Origin of the sequence: Draconibacterium sp. IB214405 (assembly GCF_033963885.1) — a bacterium.
Taxonomy (GTDB): domain Bacteria; phylum Bacteroidota; class Bacteroidia; order Bacteroidales; family Prolixibacteraceae; genus Draconibacterium.
On the sequence record NZ_JAXBMA010000002.1, the window covers coordinates 165,603 to 181,158 of the forward strand.

Sequence of the window (15,556 nt, forward strand, 5' to 3'; positions counted from 1 at the left end):
ATTTTCACTAAAACCAATAAATTATGAAGACTAATAGACGAAACTTTTTTCAAACTATGGGAGCCGGAGCAGCTGGATTTGGCCTGGCTTCAACACTTCCGTTGGCATCATGTGCAGCACCTGCTGAATCGGCAACAACCGATGATGATGAGCAAATACTTTTTATTGGAGATGATATTGCCATTGCAGACACAGCTTACGGCAAAGTAAAAGGATTTATACTTCGTGGAATCACGCAGTTCAGAGGTATTCCTTATGGTGCAGATACCAGTGGTAAAAACCGTTTTATGCCACCTCAAAAACCTGAACCATGGGACGATATCAAACCAACGGTGTGGTTTGGAAATACCGCCCCTCAGTTAATGGATGGTCGTTATGCCAATGCTTACTCTTCGTTTGTTGATCATTGGAACTACGACGATGTAAGCGAAGACTGTTTGAAACTGAATGTCTGGACACCGGCTCTTGATGCCAACAAACGCCCCGTAATCGTATGGTTGCATGGTGGTGGTTACACCAACGGTAATGGCATTGAGCAGGATGGATACATGGGTGAGAACCTGAGCCGAAAAGGCGACGTTGTTTTTGTTTCGATTAATCACCGCCTGGGACCTATTGGTTTTTCTGATCTTTCAGGAGTAGGTGGCGAAAAATATAAAGATTCAGGTAATGTTGGTGCACTTGATATGGTGGCCGCACTGGAATGGGTGAATGAAAATATTGCCAATTTTGGTGGCGATCCTGGAAATGTTACCATCATGGGCCAGTCGGGTGGAGGAGCAAAAGTTTGTACAGTAGCAGCCATGCCTGCTGCAGCAGGATTGGTGCATAAAGCAGTTCCTTTAAGTGGTTCAACAACACAGGGAATGGATCAGGGCTATGCCCAAAAGCTGGGAGAATATGTGCTGAAAGAAGCTGGTTTAAAACCTTCGGAAATTGATAAACTACAGGAAATCCCATGGAAAGAATACATTCTGATTGCCAATAAAGCCAGTCAGAAAATGATGCAGGAAGAAGGTGGAAGCGGATTAATGCGAATGGGATTTGCACCGGTTGCCGATGGTGTGAATATACCAAAGGGGAAATTTTATTCTGAATCGGGAGGTGTGTCTTCGGGTGTGCCAATGATGATCTGTACTACTTTCCACGAGTGGGGAATGGCGCGTACGATGCCCGAAATGGAAAAAATGACAGCTGATGAGGCCAAAGAAATGTTGAAGGAACGTGCCGGATTCAGAGGTGGTTTAGGCGACAAAGCACCTGCCGTATACGATGCATATGCAAAAGTATTTCCGGATGCTAAACCAATTGAAATTATGACATTGGTAGCCAGTAACCGGAAAGGGGCTGTAGAAACAGCGACTGCCAAAAGCAATCAGGCGGCACCAATTTATATGGCCTGGTTTGGTTGGGAGCCACCAATGTTTAATAACCGGATGCGGGCATTCCACTGCCTTGATATTTGTTTCTGGTTCTACAATACCGATCTGATGTTAACGCATACAGGTGGTGGCGCTCGTCCTCGTAAGTTGTCAGAAAAAATGTCGGATGCATTGCTTGCATTTATGAAAACCGGTAATCCAAATTGCGAAACTTTACCTGAATGGCCACAATTCTCTGTTGAGAATGGAGAGCTTATGATATTGAACGATGTTTGCGAGGTGAAGAATGATCCGGATAGAGAAGGTCGTGAAATGCTTTAAATAATCCCAAAAAGTAAAACAATATGAATTTGAAAAGAACAACAGCTTTTTATGGATTGTTGGCGGGTGTAATTCTATTTACGTCTTGTCAAAATACATCAACTCAAAATGTGAGTAGCGATCCTTACGTAACTCCTGGTTCACACCCAATGAATGCCGACAGTGAAACAGCACAGGTTTCAACAGAATCAGGCGATGTAATTGGTTATGTACACAAAGGCGTTTACAATTATAAGGGCATTCCGTATGCGAAAGCTGAGCGCTTTATGCCACCGGAAAAACCTGATGCGTGGGAAGGAGTAAGAAGTTCCAGATCGTATGGGCCTGTGTGTCCGATCAATGTCGCTTCCATGATCCTGAATGACGAAATGGAGTTTGCACAACAGCACAACTTCTGGTTCATGAAAGAAGATGCTTGTCAGAACTTAAACGTTTGGTCGCCGGGAGTAAACGACGGTAAAAAGCGACCCGTTATGGTTTGGTTGCATGGTGGCGGTTACACCGCCGGGTCATCATGTGAGTTGCCAAGTTACGATGGCGAGAATTTAAGCCGAACCGGCGATGTGGTGGTTGTTTCTATTAACCATCGTTTAAATGTTCTGGGTTTTCTGGATTTGTCAGCAGTTGACGAAAAATATGCACAGTCGGCCAATGTTGGAATGATGGATGTTGTGGCTGCTCTGGAATGGGTACACAACAACATAACAAACTTTGGCGGCGATCCAGGTAATGTTACCATTTTTGGCCAGTCGGGTGGTGGCGGTAAAGTGACCACTATGTTGTACACTCCTTCGGCGAAAGGATTATTTCATAAAGCCATTATGCAAAGTGGTGGCGGTGGTCAGTTTGCCAATAAAGAGTTAACAAAAAAAGTTGGTCCGGCAATTCTCGAAGAGCTGGGTTTGGCGAAAAATGAAGTTGAAAAATTAAAGGATGTTCCTTACGACAAATTGCTGGCAGCCGGAAACGCAGCGCTGGCAAAAGTGGCTGCCGAAGGTGGTGGACGTGTTGGCTGGGGACCAGTTTGCGATGGCGATTTTATTCCGTTCCAACCAGGTACTCCGGGGGCTGAGGACTTAGCCAAAGATATCCCGGTTATTATGGGATCAAATAAAGTTGAATTTGGTGGTTTTGGTGCACCTGCAGGAATGCTGACGGCTGATGAAGCTACAGTGGTTGAGTATCTGAAAGAAAAGTATGGCGACAAAGCGGATTCTTATATTGCTGCTTTCAAAAAGGCATATCCTAATACAAAAATGCCTTCTGATATGACCGATGTAGATATGATGTTCCGACCAAGACTTCTGGATTTTGTGAAGTTGAAAGCATCGGTTCCTGGTGGCGCACCAATTTACAATTATGTATTTAAGTGGAGCGCACCGCATTTGGATGGCATGTTAAAATCCGGTCACTGCATGGAAATTGCTTTTGTTTTTAATAATATCTACCGGACTGAAGAGTACAACGGAGGAACACCCGAAGCCTATGCTTTGGCGGAGAAACTAAGTAAAACATGGTCTACCTTTGCTCATACCGGTAATCCGAACAGTGATGCTATGCCGGAATGGGAGCCTTTTACAACAGACAGCGGAGCTACTATGTTGTTCGACGATGAGTCGGAACTGGTTTATAACCACGATAAAGAATTAATTGAAGTGGCGACTTCGGTACCACAACAAAGCTTATTTTAATCGGAAAAAGGGGATCTTCCCCTTTTTCTTTTAAATAAAAATGAGATAATGAAAAAAACTTTACTGCTGATCAATTTATTGCTTGTTCTTTGTCTGGTAGGTAATTCGAAGTCAATTCAAAAAGGACCGTACACAGTTACTGAAATAGCTAAAAACGTTTATCATTTTGAAGATGGAAACGACAGTAATCCTCCCGGTCTTGTTTTGAATGACGATGGACAAATGGAGAGCATGAATAATTGCTCAGATATGTACTTGATCGTTGGGAAAGAAAAAGCACTGCTTATTGATCTTTCCAATAATGTGAAATGGGATAGCACCGCCACGGAATCACTACGATCGTTGGTTTACGAGCGAGTGGGCGATAAAAAATTTTATATAACCATTACGCATAACCACGGTGATCACTTAGGAATGTTACCGGCTTTTGTTGATGATGAGAAAGCCAGTTTCTGGATACCCAAAGAAGAGTTTAATGGTAAGGACATCTTTCCGGAAGGTAGAACCGCTTATTTCGCCGAAAATGCATCTTTTGACCTGGGAGGAGAATTTGTAATCAACACAACAGAAGTTCCCGGACACACAGCGCACTCTACACTATTTTTTCTGAAAGACAAAGACCTCGTTTTTTCAGGAGATGCTATTGGATCGGGAACCGGAGTGTGGCTATTCAACGAAGAAAGTTTTTATACTTATAAAGATGCCATTGACAAACTGATTTCATACATAGAAAATCCGGTTAATCATATCGATCTGGAAAAGCTACAAATTCACGGAGGCCATGCCTGGCAAAGTGCTGAACTGGGCAAACTCACTTCGCAGTACATTTACGATATGCAAACGCTGATGCAGGAAATGGCTAAAGGAAATGCTGAAACCGAAGAAATGACCGCTTCTTTTCTTAAATTTCTAGATACCAATTTTAAGTATGGAACAGCGACAATTACCTGGAATAAGGAGGCTGCCGACCGATACGTAGATGCTATGAAAAAGTAGTTTCAATTGTATTAGTTCTTTTCACTTTACTTCGTTGAATAAAGAGAAGCTTCATCTTCTAACCCGAGTATTAGACGAATTCATTGGATTAAATATAAAAAGACATAATTAAGATGCAGAAAGGAGTTTTTAGCTCCTTTTTGTTTTTGTTACAATAAGCCTGTTCTTTTGCTTGAAGTATTTGTATATTTGACTGCAATAAAATAAAAACCAAGTAATACGAGTCCTGCGTTTATTCGCAAAACGGACGATAAAAAATTTAAACCGATGAAAAAGTTAACACTACTTTTTGCGTTATTTCTATTCATTTCTGGCTTAGCAAATGCCCAAACCAGTTCAATAATTAAATCGCACAAACTGGATGAAATGCCACCCGAAAGTGCCGGTATTTCTGCAGAACGTTTGGCACGTATCGATAAAATGTGTAAAGAAGAAGTGGCCAACGGAAATCTTCCGGGAGTTGTTTCTTTGGTAGCACGCAACGGAAAGATCGTTCACTGGAAAGCATACGGAGTTGCAAACGAAGCCGGTGATAAAATGGAGCGCGATGCTATTTTCCGTATCGCATCACAAACAAAAGCGATTACCTCAACAGCGGTAATGATGCTTTGGGAAGAAGGTAAATTTCAACTGGATGATCCGATCTCAAAATACATTCCTGAGTTTAAAGGTCAGCAGGTGCTAACAAATTTCAGATACAGCGACACCACCTGGACAGGAGTGCCGGTAAAAAATGAAATTACCATTCGTCACTTGTTGTCGCATACTTCGGGAATTGGTTATGGCGCTATCGATAGCGACGAACGCTTCCAGATGTTGTACAAAAAAGCCGGTGTTACCGATTTGTTCACAACTGAAAATATAACGATTGGGGAGAGTGTAAAAAAGCTGGCTAAAATGCCTTTGCATCACGAGCCCGGAACAAACTTTTATTACAGTGAGGGACTTGATGTTTTAGGATATTTTATTGAGATTGTATCGGGAATGCCGTTTGATGAGTACCTGAAAAAACACATTTTCGATCCGCTGGGAATGGAAGACACCTGGTTTTACCAGCCTCAAAAAAATATCGATCGTGTTGTTGATGTTCAACATCCGGTGAATGGAGAATGGAAAAAGTACCCGGTAACTTTTTACGATACCGATTATCCGGTTAAGGGTGCCAAAACATTTTTCTCGGGTGGAGCAGGTTTGTCGAGCACAGCAAAAGACTATGCCATTTTTCTGCAAATGTATCTGAACGGCGGTGAATACAACGGTGTACGACTGTTAAGCCGCACTACGGTTGACCTTATTTTATCGAATCAGATCGGTGAAGTTTGGGGGGATTCGAACACCAAATTCGGTTTGGCTTTTGAGCTGTTAACTGCAAAAGGACAAAACAAAGGCGGAATGGGAACTATGGGGACTTTTAACTGGGGTGGTTATTTTAATACCCAGTATTTTGCCGATCCTGAGGAAAATGTGATCGGAATAATCATGAAACAAACACAAGGTCAGGTTACCGATGTAACCGGTTGGAAGTTTCGCCAGTTGGTATTTCAAACCATTGATGATTAGAAGTTAGTATACGACTGAAAATATATATTGAAAAAGCAGTAAGATGATCTTGATTTAGATCACTTTACTGCTTTTTTTTGTATTTGGTGGACGTATTACGCAAAATATCAAAATGTTATCTGTTAAATGGGTGTTAATAGTTCTCAACTTGTTTATACTGTTCAATTAAAATAGTATTTTTAAAAACAAAACAACCGAAATTAACTGTAATTCAATTCCTTATGAAACAAATGTTCAAAATCCTGAGGGCTATGTCTCCCTTATTCGTATTTCTATTTATTCTGTCGGCCTGTTCTACCAACGAGTGGCCACAGTTGTATGGTCCGAACTCAAACATGGTAATTCAAACTGCGAATTTACCAACAGAGTGGAACGATAGTTTAAACGTCAGGTGGAGTGTCGATATGGAAGGCGAAAGCTGGTCGTCGCCAATCGTTTTTGGCGATAAAATTTTTATGACATCATCAGTATTGATAAAAGAAGCTGATAAGCCGGAACCAAAAGAAGAGACTGAACCGCAGGAAGGTCAGCCTGCTCCGGAAGATAACAGTTACACCACAGCTGTTTATCGCTGGCAACTTACTTGTTTAGACGCTAAATCCGGAAAAGAACTTTGGAAACAGGTTTCTTTTGAAGGTAATCCGCGAATTAAAAAGCACGTTGGAAGTACGTATGCCTGCGAAACGCCGGTAACCGACGGAAAATATGTTTACGCGTACTACGGAATGGTGGGTGTATATTGTTACGATATGAGCGGAAACCTGATCTGGACGAAAGACCTTGGGGCTTATCCTACTTTAAACGGATGGGGAACAGGAGCTTCTCCGGTAGTTTACGGCGGAATGCTGTATGTTTTGGTTGATAACGAAGAAAGCTCATTTTTAGTGGCGTTAGATGCTGCAAGCGGTGAAGAAAAGTGGAAGGTAAACCGTGAAGAAACAACCAACTACTCATCACCTGTTATCTGGAAAAATGTAATCGGCACCGAGCTGGTTGTAATGGGAAAAACAGTACGTTCATACAATCCCGAAACCGGCGATCTGAATTGGCAGATAAACGCCGGTGGTAATTTTGCTATTCCTTCGCCTGTTTTTGATGATGAGTTTATCTATTTCGGAAATGCCGGAGGACCACAACAAACAACATCTTTAATGGCGGTTAAGGCCGGTGCAAAAGGCGATATTTCTTTGGCCGAAGGCGAAACCTCAAATGAATGGGTAGCCTGGTCGAATGCGAACACCGGTATCTCAAATCCATCGCCGGTTCTTTATAACGGGATGATCTACGTTTTATCGAGCAGAGGTGGTGACATTAGTTGTGTAAACGCATCAACCGGCGAAGTTTTATATCAGCAAAAAGTAGACAAAGTAGGTGCATGCTGGGCGTCGCCATGGATTAACAACGACAAGCTTTACTTCTACGATGAGCGCGGTATTACAAGAGTAATTAAAACCGGAAGCGAATTTGAAGTTTTAGGTGAAAACAAACTGGACGATAAATTCTGGGCATCGGTAGTTCCAACTTCTGACGCTTATGTTTTTAAAGGGGTAGAAAAGATTTATTGTGTAGGATTATAAATAATACCATGACATTTTATAACAAAAAAAGCCTCGCAATTCTGCGAGGCTTTTTGTTTATTTTATCTTGACGTATTATGCCAGGAATGATTCCAGCATCCAAATTTCTTTTTCAGTATGTCCGATCCAGTCACTCATCATTGAGGCAGTACCTTCGTCGTTGTTTTCTCCCGCAACTTCCAGAATCTCTGTAAAGCTGTTCAGGAAATATTTTTGGCTTTCCAATACGCTGTTAACAGCTGGTTTTGCTTCCGAAACGTTGGCTACTACACCCAGTTTCGCGGTTTTTGAATAGTCTTCGAAAGTGTGCAGTGGTTGACCACCAAGCATTAAAATACGTTCTGCAATTTCATCTACTACATCAGAAGCCTGGTTGTAATACTCTTCGAAACGGGCGTGTAATGCAAAGAACAATTGTCCTTTAATGTTCCAGTGTAATCCGCGCAGGTTTTGGTAATGAATTTGATAATCTGCCAATAACTGATTCAATTTCTCTACTGTAATTTGATTTTTTGCTTTCATAATATGTAAATTTTTAATCTTTGTTGTTTAAACTCTGTTCTTTTGTTTCTTTCAACACTTCAAAGATACTATTAGTAGTATTTATTATATTTATAGTGTTATTACAAATACTTATGCTATGAATGTTTCACAACTGGAGTATCTGAAAGAAATCTACGTCTGCGGTTCGTTTTCGGTAGCAGCCGACCGGCTGGGAGTTACGCAACCTGCATTAAGTCTGCAAATCCAGAAACTGGAAGAAGAGTTGGAATTTAAATTAATCGACCGAACAAAACGACCTTTTCAATTTACAGAAGAGGGAAAGGTTTTTTACGAGAAGTCGCTGGAAATTTTAAAGCAGATTGAAGCGTTGAAACAGATCTCTATCGAAATTAGCGAAGAAGTGAGTGGTAACCTGAAGGTTGGGATAATTCCAACACTGGCGCCATACCTGGTTCCGCTTTTTATTCATCAGTTGGGTAAAGATTATCCGGCTTTGCAGCTGGAAATATACGAGTTGAAAACGGAGGAGATTATTCACGAAATTAAAATGGGCGACATTGATTGCGGTATCATTTCCACACCGGTTTCGGCAACAAATATTTCCACAGAACCACTGTTTTACGAACGTTTTTATGCTTATCTCTCCGAAGAGCATCCTTTATTTGAACAGGATTTCATCGATATTAAATCAATTGACCAGAGTGATATCTGGTACCTCGAAGAAGGGAACTGTTTTCAGAATCAAGTGAATTCGATTTGTCAGTTAAATCCGCAAAAGAAAAATAAACAACGGCTGGTGTATCACAGTAATTCCATCGAATCGTTGAGGCGGATTGTGGAGTACAAAAGCGGCGTGACTTTTATTCCGGAGTTGGCAACCATTAACATTCCGGCTGAGCAGGAAGAACTGATCAAAGAAATCGTTCCAAATGAACCGGTTAGAGAAATAAGCCTGATAACGGCCAAACGATTTGCCAAAGAGCGGCAGGTTGATGCTTTACAAAAGGTTATAAAAAGCAGTATTCCGGGACGAATGCTTAAACAACCAAAAAGTGGTATTGTAGATACACTTCTATAAATTTCGGTCTTTTTCTCCCTGAAAATGAGGGGCACCGTACTCTTAAATCACAAGTAATTGGGATTGATTTTGAATACGCTTAGGGCTTACTTTGTGTTGTATCAAAAAAGCTCAGAAAATGGAAGTACTTATAGAAACACTAAACGGAAAGATTTTTAAATGTGCAACGTGTGATGCCATTCACGTTGAATACAAAAACCTGAACTTTAATTTTAAGGAAGAGGACTTTTGGAAGTTTGCACAATATATCCAAAACCTTGATGGCGAAGAGTGGACGCAGCGGAACAAAACCTCAAATTTTAAGCGCAAAATTATAATTCCGGTTGGAAGCCAGGTTTTTAATGCTTTGCTGAATACCGAGGAGTTGGAAGAGTTTAAACGCCTGATGAATTTTCAGAAAGGTTCAGTTCTATTTCAGCAAACGATAAAGGCCGGAGGACTGGAATTTACCTCGCATTTAAATTAGAAATGACATGGACACTCGCTATTTCTCTTTAGCGTAAGCATACCAGTATAAAGTACCTACAAAAAAGGCGCCTCCAACTATATTTCCAAGTGTTGCCGGAATCAGGTTTTTCACCACAAATGTTGTCCAGCTAATGTCAATACCTTCGAAAATGGCGAGTGGAATAAAAAACATATTGGCGATACTGTGCTCAAAACCCATGGTAACAAAAGCCATAACCGGCCACCAGATTCCTAAAATCTTTCCGCTGGTGTGTTGTGCCGACATACCCATCCACAAGGCCAAACAAACCAGCCAGTTTGCACCAATTCCTTTTAAAAAGGTGGTAAAAAACGGATTGGAAGTTTTCCCAACGGCAATCTTTTCTACCATGTTAATCCATGGCTCAGCGTTTACCAAATGGGTGAGGTGAACCAAAAAATAGGCAACAAACACTGACCCTATAAAATTACCCAGATAAACCAGCGACCAGTTTCGCAACGGAGCTGTCCAGCGTTGTTTACCACTAAGTACATTGGGCATAAAATAGGCATTGTTACCGGTAAAAAGTTCTGCTCCAGCCATAACTACGATCATGAGTCCAACAGGGAACATTGCTCCCATAAGAAACTTCGGGATACCGGGATTTTCGGCACCAATACCGGGCACTCCACCGCCAACCAAAATTGCCAGCAAACCACCAAAAGCAATGTATGCTCCGGCCAAAAATGCCAGTGTAAGTATTTTTTTTGCTGAGTAGCTATCTTTTGCAATGGCCAGTTTCCCGGCTTCTTTAATTATTTCTTTTGGTGTAAATAAACTCATGGAACTTTCTTTTTTTGATACTCGATATTGGATTCTGGATGCGTGATATTCTTAACCTATTGTATCTTTGCTTATCCGTCTACAATATTTTTGCCTTTTTACTTTAACCTTTTGCCTTCCTCTTATTTCACAATCATATCTTTAAAATGCGGTTTCAGCATTTCAAAAGCCCGGTCGATCTGTTCGGGGGTATTTTCCTGTACATCCTTAAACTGGTAATCCATTCCCAATGATTCCCATTTATAGGTGCCCAGTTTGTGGTAGGGGAGTATTTCAAATTTCTGCAGGTACTTGTTTGCCGAGAACGTATCGATTAACCAACGTAACGATTCTTCACTATCCGTATAACCCGGAACCAGTACGTAACGCAACCAGTAGGGCTTTTGACTTTGTTCGCGAAGCTGAATGTTTTCCAGTAAACGATCAAGTCCTTTTGCACCTGTAATCGATTTGAAACCCTCTTCGGTAGTGGATTTAACATCGAACATTAACAGGTCGGACAGATCGGAAATTAAATGTTTTGCTTCCGGTGTTCTTATCAATCCGTTGGTGTCAATATTTGTATGGATTCCCTCCGCTTTTAGTGCTTCAAAAAAGGGAATAAGTACCTTACTTTGTAACATGGGCTCTCCACCGGAAACCGTAACTCCGCCATCGTCGCCAAAGTACGTTTTCATATTTATCGCTCGTTTAACCAGACTGTCAATTTCGGTTGGTGTTCCGCCTTTTAACGCAATGGTATCCGCATTCTGACAGTATTTACATTGCAGGTTGCAGCCCTGAAGAAATACGACCAAACGTATTCCGGGACCATCGTGTGTACCAAACGATTCGATGGAATGGACGATTAATTTATTTTCGGATGGAGACATACTATTTAACACAAAAACATGCCAACCAGTTTAAACCGGCCGGCATGCAAAAGTAGTATTATAATGTATTATTACATTGTTTCGTGGAACGAACGCGTAAGTACTTCCTGTTGTTGTTCGCGTGTTAAACGAACGAAGTTTACTGCGTATCCCGATACACGAATTGTTAATTGCGGGTGATCTTCAGGATGCTCCATTGCATGAAGCAGCGTGTCGCGATCGAGCACATTTACATTTAAGTGCTGTGCGTTGCAACCAAAGTAACCATCAAGTGTACGAACGAGGTTGTCGATACGCATTTCAGGTGTTGCTCCCAACGATTTTGGAACTACAGAAAGTGTATTCGAAATACCGTCTTTCGAGTCTTTATAATCGATTTTAGCCACCGAGTTCAGCGATGCAATTACACCGTGTGTATCTCTTCCGTGCATTGGGTTTGCACCTGGCGCAAAGGCAACTCCTTTGGCACGTCCGTCGGGAGTAGCCCCGGTTTTCTTTCCGTAAACTACATTCGATGTAATGGTTAATACCGACATAGTTGGCGTGGCATTTTTGTACACCGGAAGTTTTTCCAGCTCCATGTTAAAATGCTCTACCACATCGCGTGCAATGTGGTCAACACGGTCGTCGTCGTTTCCATATTTAGGGAAATCGCCTTCGATCTGGAAATCAACAGTCAGACCATTTTCGTCGCGAATTGGTTTTACTTTGGCGTGTTTAATTGCCGAAAGCGAGTCGGCAACAATCGATAATCCCGCAATACCGTAGGCGATATTAATTTTTGGATTGGTATCGATAAGCGCCATCTGAGCTTTTTCGTAGTAATATTTGTCGTGCATAAAGTGGATGATGTTCATGGCATCATTGTATACACGCGCCACTTCTTTCATGGCTATTTTAAAGTTGGCAATCACTTTGTCGTAATCCAGGTATTCCTCTTCAATAAAAGGAATTCCATCCACCATCTCAGTTCCTGTATTTTCGCAACGGCCACTGTTAACGGCCAGCAAAAGTGTTTTGGCAAGGTTGGTACGTGCACCAAAAAACTGGATGTGTTTTCCAAGCTCCTGCATCGATACACAACATGCAATTCCGTAGTCGTCGCAATTAGAGCTGGTACGCATCAAATCATCGTTTTCGTACTGAATTGATGACGTTTCGATCGATACTTTAGCACAATAATCTTTAAAACCTTTAGGCAGGTTTTTCGACCAAAGAATGGTAATATTTGGCTCCGGCGATGGCCCCAGGTTGTACAGTGTATTCAGGAAGCGGAACGACGTTTTAGTTACTTTGCTACGTCCGTCGATAAGCAAACCACCGATACTTTCAGTTACCCAGGTTGGGTCCCCTGCAAAAATCTGATCGTAAGCTTCCATACGCAGGTGGCGAACCATACGCAGTTTCATTACAAATTGATCGATGTATTCCTGTGCATCAGTTTCGGTGATTTTACCATCTTGTAAATCTTTTTCAATAAAAACATCAAGGAATGAAGAAACACTTCCCAACGACATTGCTGCACCGTCTTGTTCTTTAACTGCTGCAAGGTAAGCCATGTATGTCCACTGAACAGCTTCGCTGGCATTCTGTGCAGGACGCGAAAGATCTAAACCGTAAATGTTACCCATCTCGATCATGTCGCTCAAAGCACGGAGTTGCTCCGAAACTTCTTCACGCAAACGAATGGTAGCATCACTCATCGGACCGGTGATTTTTTGCAGGTCTTCTTTTTTACCATCAATCAAACGGTTGATACCGTATAACGCTACACGACGGTAATCGCCAATAATTCGTCCGCGGGCATAGTTGTCAGGTAATCCGGTAAGGAATCCCAGTGAACGGAATTTTCTGATCTCATCGGTGTAAGCATCAAAAACTCCGTCGTTATGTGTTTTGGTGTATTTGCTAAAACTCTCGTCAACGATCGGGTTTGGTTTTAAACCGTGTTCCGATAAAGCTTTTTTCACCACGTTGTAACCACCATAAGGTTTCATGGCACGTTTTAGCAATTTGTCGGTTTGTAAACCAACAATCACTTCGTTGTCTTTGTCGATGAATCCGGCTTCAAAAGCTGTCATTCCGGAAACAATATTTACGTCAACATCGCGTAAACCGTTGTTCTCACGCTCTTCTTTAAGAGCTACTTTACAAACATCCCATAATTTGCTGGTGCGGGCTGTCGGGCCTTCCAGAAAAGTATGATCGCCGGAATATGGCGTGATATTTAATGAGACAAAATCTTTCACTTCAATGGCTTCACACCATCGTCCTTTTTTGAAAGTGTTTTCTAAATCCATAACTACTAAACCTTTTTCTAAATAAACTCTAACTAAACCAAAATTGTTTGCAAAAGTAGTAGTAAATCGCAATTCTTAAAATCCCCATAAATGGGGATTTTATTTAAACTATAATTCGGCATATTTGTAGTAATTGAAAATGAAATAATATGGCAGACCATCATCACGACCATGGGCATCACCACCACCATCATCACGAAATACGTGGGAAGAAATTATTATGGGTAACCGTACTAAATTTGTCCATTACCATCGTTCAGGTGATTGGTGGAATAATTTCGAACAGTTTATCGCTGTTGTCTGATGCGCTGCACAACCTGGGTGATTCGTCGGCGATTTTTATTGCATTTCTGGCAGGTAAAAGAAGCCGGAAACCATCGAACGAACAAAAGACTTTTGGATATAAACGTGTTGAAATTCTGGCCGCTCTTTTTAACGGGGTAGTGCTGATCGGGATTTGTTTGTACCTGTTTTTTGAGGCCTACGAACGTTTTGTAAATCCGCAGCCGATAAAAGGAAAGATCATGTTTATTGTGGCAACATTTGGTTTGCTGGCCAATCTTATTTCGGTTTTTGTGCTGAATAAAGACAAAGACCACAACCTGAATGTACGTGCGGCCTACCTGCATTTACTGGGCGATACTTTTTCGTCGGTGGCGGTAATAATCGGAGGAATTGCCATCTGGAAATTCGAGGTTTTTTGGATTGATCCGCTGATTACCGTTTTGGTTGGCGTTTATATCATTTATCACACCTGGGATGTGGTGAAAGAAACGGTAGATATTTTAATGCAGTCGACTCCCACAAATATCGATTTGGGAAGTATAAAAACCGAAGTGGAGAAGATAGAGGAGATCGATAATATTCATCACATTCATGTTTGGAAACTGGACGATACGCAGATTCACCTGGAAGCGCACATTAACATGAAAGACAATATCAGCATGCAGGAACTAATGGAAGTCCGGGCAAAAGCAGAGAAATTGCTACACGATAAATTTGGAGTTGAGCATATTACTTTGCAGGCCGGTTACGATTGTTGCGACAACAATGCAGAGCTGCTTGCACATTAAGACAAAAATGTCTTTAATCCCCTGTTTTAGTGAGTACTAGAAAAACAAAATAACCATTTTGCGTGATTGTCTGAAGGGTAAAAATAGAGCAACTTTACACTGGTAATTCTTAATCAACCAGCGTATGTTTTTAGCATTTATTTCGTCAATAAGTTTAAGCTCGTCACAAAACGAGATCGTGTCTTCGGTTTTTATCGACTTTTCATTTTACCTTATTCTTGCAGGATTGATAGGGTGGTTGTTGTTCCGAAAAGAAAAAGGAAAATACCTGAGTAAAACACTGGTGACATTAATGATTGTGGCACCCTTGCTGTTTCTTATTCTAAAATTTGGAAGATAAGGCTGATTATTCCGTAAAACCATCAACGTCTATCAAACCATTGGCCACTGCATAAATAACCAAAGCCGCAGTTGATTTTACGCCAAGTTTGCTACTGATGTTTTTACGATGCGAAATTACGGTGTGCACACTGATAAAAAGCTGCTCGGCAATTTCTTTGTTCGATTTTCCTGTTGCCAGCAGTTTCAATACATCAATTTCGCGTTCGCTCAGCGTGTTGTCAATCTCGTTTGACGCAGGAGGCGCTGCATTAAAATGTTTCGAGATTATTTGTGTTATGGTTTCGTGCTTGTCGGTTATAAAAATATTGTCGGTAAAATTATCGCTGAGGTTTCGGTCGTAATGATTGGAATTTAAACCAATAACGTTGGTTCTGTTGTACAGCGAAAGAAGGTTGTTAAGGTGCTTTTTCGAATTGTTAAGTGTTACCGGATTAACGATTACAATTTTAAAAAGATCGGTTTGCCCAAACTTTAGTGCCTCTTCAACCGTGTCGGCGAACGACAGTTGTGCACTGTCTTTCATACTTTCGATAATGGCAGAAATTCCTTCGCGAATTATCGCCGAAGGCTCAATGATCAATATTTTACAG

Annotated in this window: 14 protein-coding genes; 9 read left to right on the forward strand and 5 right to left on the reverse strand. The window is 41.3% G+C overall.

Annotated elements, in window-relative coordinates:
• The first annotated feature begins 23 nt into the window (after nucleotides 1-23).
• The 5 genes from SLH46_RS07150 to SLH46_RS07170 all read left to right on the forward strand — a co-directional run bounded on the left by SLH46_RS07150 (nucleotide 24) and on the right by SLH46_RS07170 (nucleotide 7,527).
• Nucleotides 24-1,703, forward strand: a complete 1,680-nt coding sequence (locus SLH46_RS07150) for a carboxylesterase/lipase family protein (protein ID WP_320280484.1) — start codon at nucleotides 24-26, stop codon at nucleotides 1,701-1,703.
• A 23-nt stretch (nucleotides 1,704-1,726) separates the two neighbouring features.
• On the forward strand, nucleotides 1,727-3,394 hold the full coding sequence (locus tag SLH46_RS07155) for a carboxylesterase/lipase family protein (RefSeq protein WP_320280485.1): 1,668 nt from the start codon (nucleotides 1,727-1,729) through the stop codon (nucleotides 3,392-3,394).
• 48 nt (nucleotides 3,395-3,442) lie between these two features.
• The gene (locus tag SLH46_RS07160) at nucleotides 3,443-4,390 is read left to right on the forward strand and encodes an MBL fold metallo-hydrolase (RefSeq protein ID WP_320280486.1); all 948 of its coding nucleotides are present in this window, start codon (nucleotides 3,443-3,445) and stop codon (nucleotides 4,388-4,390) included.
• A 267-nt stretch (nucleotides 4,391-4,657) separates the two neighbouring features.
• Entirely contained in the window at nucleotides 4,658-5,950 is a 1,293-nt protein-coding gene (locus tag SLH46_RS07165; RefSeq protein ID WP_320280487.1) for a serine hydrolase domain-containing protein, read from the forward strand.
• Between the two features lie 251 nt (nucleotides 5,951-6,201).
• Nucleotides 6,202-7,527, forward strand: coding sequence for an outer membrane protein assembly factor BamB family protein (locus SLH46_RS07170; RefSeq protein WP_320280488.1), 1,326 nt, complete (start codon nucleotides 6,202-6,204; stop codon nucleotides 7,525-7,527).
• 75 nt (nucleotides 7,528-7,602) lie between these two features.
• On the opposite strand, the gene SLH46_RS07175 is transcribed toward SLH46_RS07170, so the two are convergent.
• A complete protein-coding gene (locus SLH46_RS07175) occupies nucleotides 7,603-8,049 on the reverse strand; it encodes a Dps family protein (protein ID WP_320280489.1) in 447 nt (148 codons plus the stop codon).
• A gap of 118 nt (nucleotides 8,050-8,167) precedes the next feature.
• On the opposite strand from SLH46_RS07175, the gene SLH46_RS07180 reads away from it, so the two are divergent.
• On the forward strand, nucleotides 8,168-9,109 hold the full coding sequence (locus SLH46_RS07180; protein ID WP_320280490.1) for a hydrogen peroxide-inducible genes activator: 942 nt from the start codon (nucleotides 8,168-8,170) through the stop codon (nucleotides 9,107-9,109).
• 118 nt (nucleotides 9,110-9,227) lie between these two features.
• Nucleotides 9,228-9,575 (forward strand): DUF6686 family protein, encoded by a 348-nt coding sequence (locus SLH46_RS07185; RefSeq protein WP_320280491.1) that lies wholly within the window; start codon nucleotides 9,228-9,230, stop codon nucleotides 9,573-9,575.
• Between the two features lie 18 nt (nucleotides 9,576-9,593).
• Here SLH46_RS07185 and SLH46_RS07190 read toward each other — a convergent pair whose 3' ends face one another.
• The 3 genes from SLH46_RS07190 to pflB all read right to left on the reverse strand — a co-directional run bounded on the left by SLH46_RS07190 (nucleotide 9,594) and on the right by pflB (nucleotide 13,551).
• Entirely contained in the window at nucleotides 9,594-10,379 is a 786-nt protein-coding gene (locus SLH46_RS07190) for a formate/nitrite transporter family protein (protein WP_320280492.1), read from the reverse strand.
• Between the two features lie 122 nt (nucleotides 10,380-10,501).
• Complete coding sequence (pflA, locus tag SLH46_RS07195) at nucleotides 10,502-11,251, reverse strand: pyruvate formate-lyase-activating protein (protein WP_320280493.1); 750 nt, start codon at nucleotides 11,249-11,251, stop codon at nucleotides 10,502-10,504.
• 71 nt (nucleotides 11,252-11,322) lie between these two features.
• Nucleotides 11,323-13,551: a formate C-acetyltransferase gene (pflB, locus tag SLH46_RS07200; RefSeq protein WP_320280494.1), complete on the reverse strand. Its 2,229-nt coding sequence runs from the start codon at nucleotides 13,549-13,551 to the stop codon at nucleotides 11,323-11,325.
• A gap of 149 nt (nucleotides 13,552-13,700) precedes the next feature.
• Between pflB and SLH46_RS07205 the strand changes: the two genes are divergently transcribed.
• Together SLH46_RS07205 and SLH46_RS07210 are read left to right on the forward strand one after the other, a co-directional pair.
• Nucleotides 13,701-14,624, forward strand: a complete 924-nt coding sequence (locus tag SLH46_RS07205) for a cation diffusion facilitator family transporter (RefSeq protein WP_320280495.1) — start codon at nucleotides 13,701-13,703, stop codon at nucleotides 14,622-14,624.
• A gap of 124 nt (nucleotides 14,625-14,748) precedes the next feature.
• Nucleotides 14,749-14,964 carry a hypothetical protein gene (locus tag SLH46_RS07210; RefSeq protein WP_320280496.1) on the forward strand — a complete coding sequence of 72 codons (216 nt, stop codon included), beginning with the start codon at nucleotides 14,749-14,751 and terminating at the stop codon, nucleotides 14,962-14,964.
• Between the two features lie 6 nt (nucleotides 14,965-14,970).
• On the opposite strand, the gene SLH46_RS07215 is transcribed toward SLH46_RS07210, so the two are convergent.
• A complete protein-coding gene (locus SLH46_RS07215) occupies nucleotides 14,971-15,546 on the reverse strand; it encodes a response regulator transcription factor (protein ID WP_320280497.1) in 576 nt (191 codons plus the stop codon).
• Nucleotides 15,547-15,556 lie beyond the last annotated feature (10 nt).

Coding starts and splice junctions, on each gene's coding strand:
- SLH46_RS07150 (WP_320280484.1), top strand. CDS start 24: ATGAAGACTAATAGACGAAACTTTTTTCAAACTATGGGAGCCGGAGCA.
- SLH46_RS07155 (WP_320280485.1), top strand. CDS start 1,727: ATGAATTTGAAAAGAACAACAGCTTTTTATGGATTGTTGGCGGGTGTA.
- SLH46_RS07160 (WP_320280486.1), top strand. CDS start 3,443: ATGAAAAAAACTTTACTGCTGATCAATTTATTGCTTGTTCTTTGTCTG.
- SLH46_RS07165 (WP_320280487.1), top strand. CDS start 4,658: ATGAAAAAGTTAACACTACTTTTTGCGTTATTTCTATTCATTTCTGGC.
- SLH46_RS07170 (WP_320280488.1), top strand. CDS start 6,202: ATGTCTCCCTTATTCGTATTTCTATTTATTCTGTCGGCCTGTTCTACC.
- SLH46_RS07175 (WP_320280489.1), bottom strand. CDS start 8,049: ATGAAAGCAAAAAATCAAATTACAGTAGAGAAATTGAATCAGTTATTG.
- SLH46_RS07180 (WP_320280490.1), top strand. CDS start 8,168: ATGAATGTTTCACAACTGGAGTATCTGAAAGAAATCTACGTCTGCGGT.
- SLH46_RS07185 (WP_320280491.1), top strand. CDS start 9,228: ATGGAAGTACTTATAGAAACACTAAACGGAAAGATTTTTAAATGTGCA.
- SLH46_RS07190 (WP_320280492.1), bottom strand. CDS start 10,379: ATGAGTTTATTTACACCAAAAGAAATAATTAAAGAAGCCGGGAAACTG.
- pflA (WP_320280493.1), bottom strand. CDS start 11,251: ATGTCTCCATCCGAAAATAAATTAATCGTCCATTCCATCGAATCGTTT.
- pflB (WP_320280494.1), bottom strand. CDS start 13,551: ATGGATTTAGAAAACACTTTCAAAAAAGGACGATGGTGTGAAGCCATT.
- SLH46_RS07205 (WP_320280495.1), top strand. CDS start 13,701: ATGGCAGACCATCATCACGACCATGGGCATCACCACCACCATCATCAC.
- SLH46_RS07210 (WP_320280496.1), top strand. CDS start 14,749: ATGTTTTTAGCATTTATTTCGTCAATAAGTTTAAGCTCGTCACAAAAC.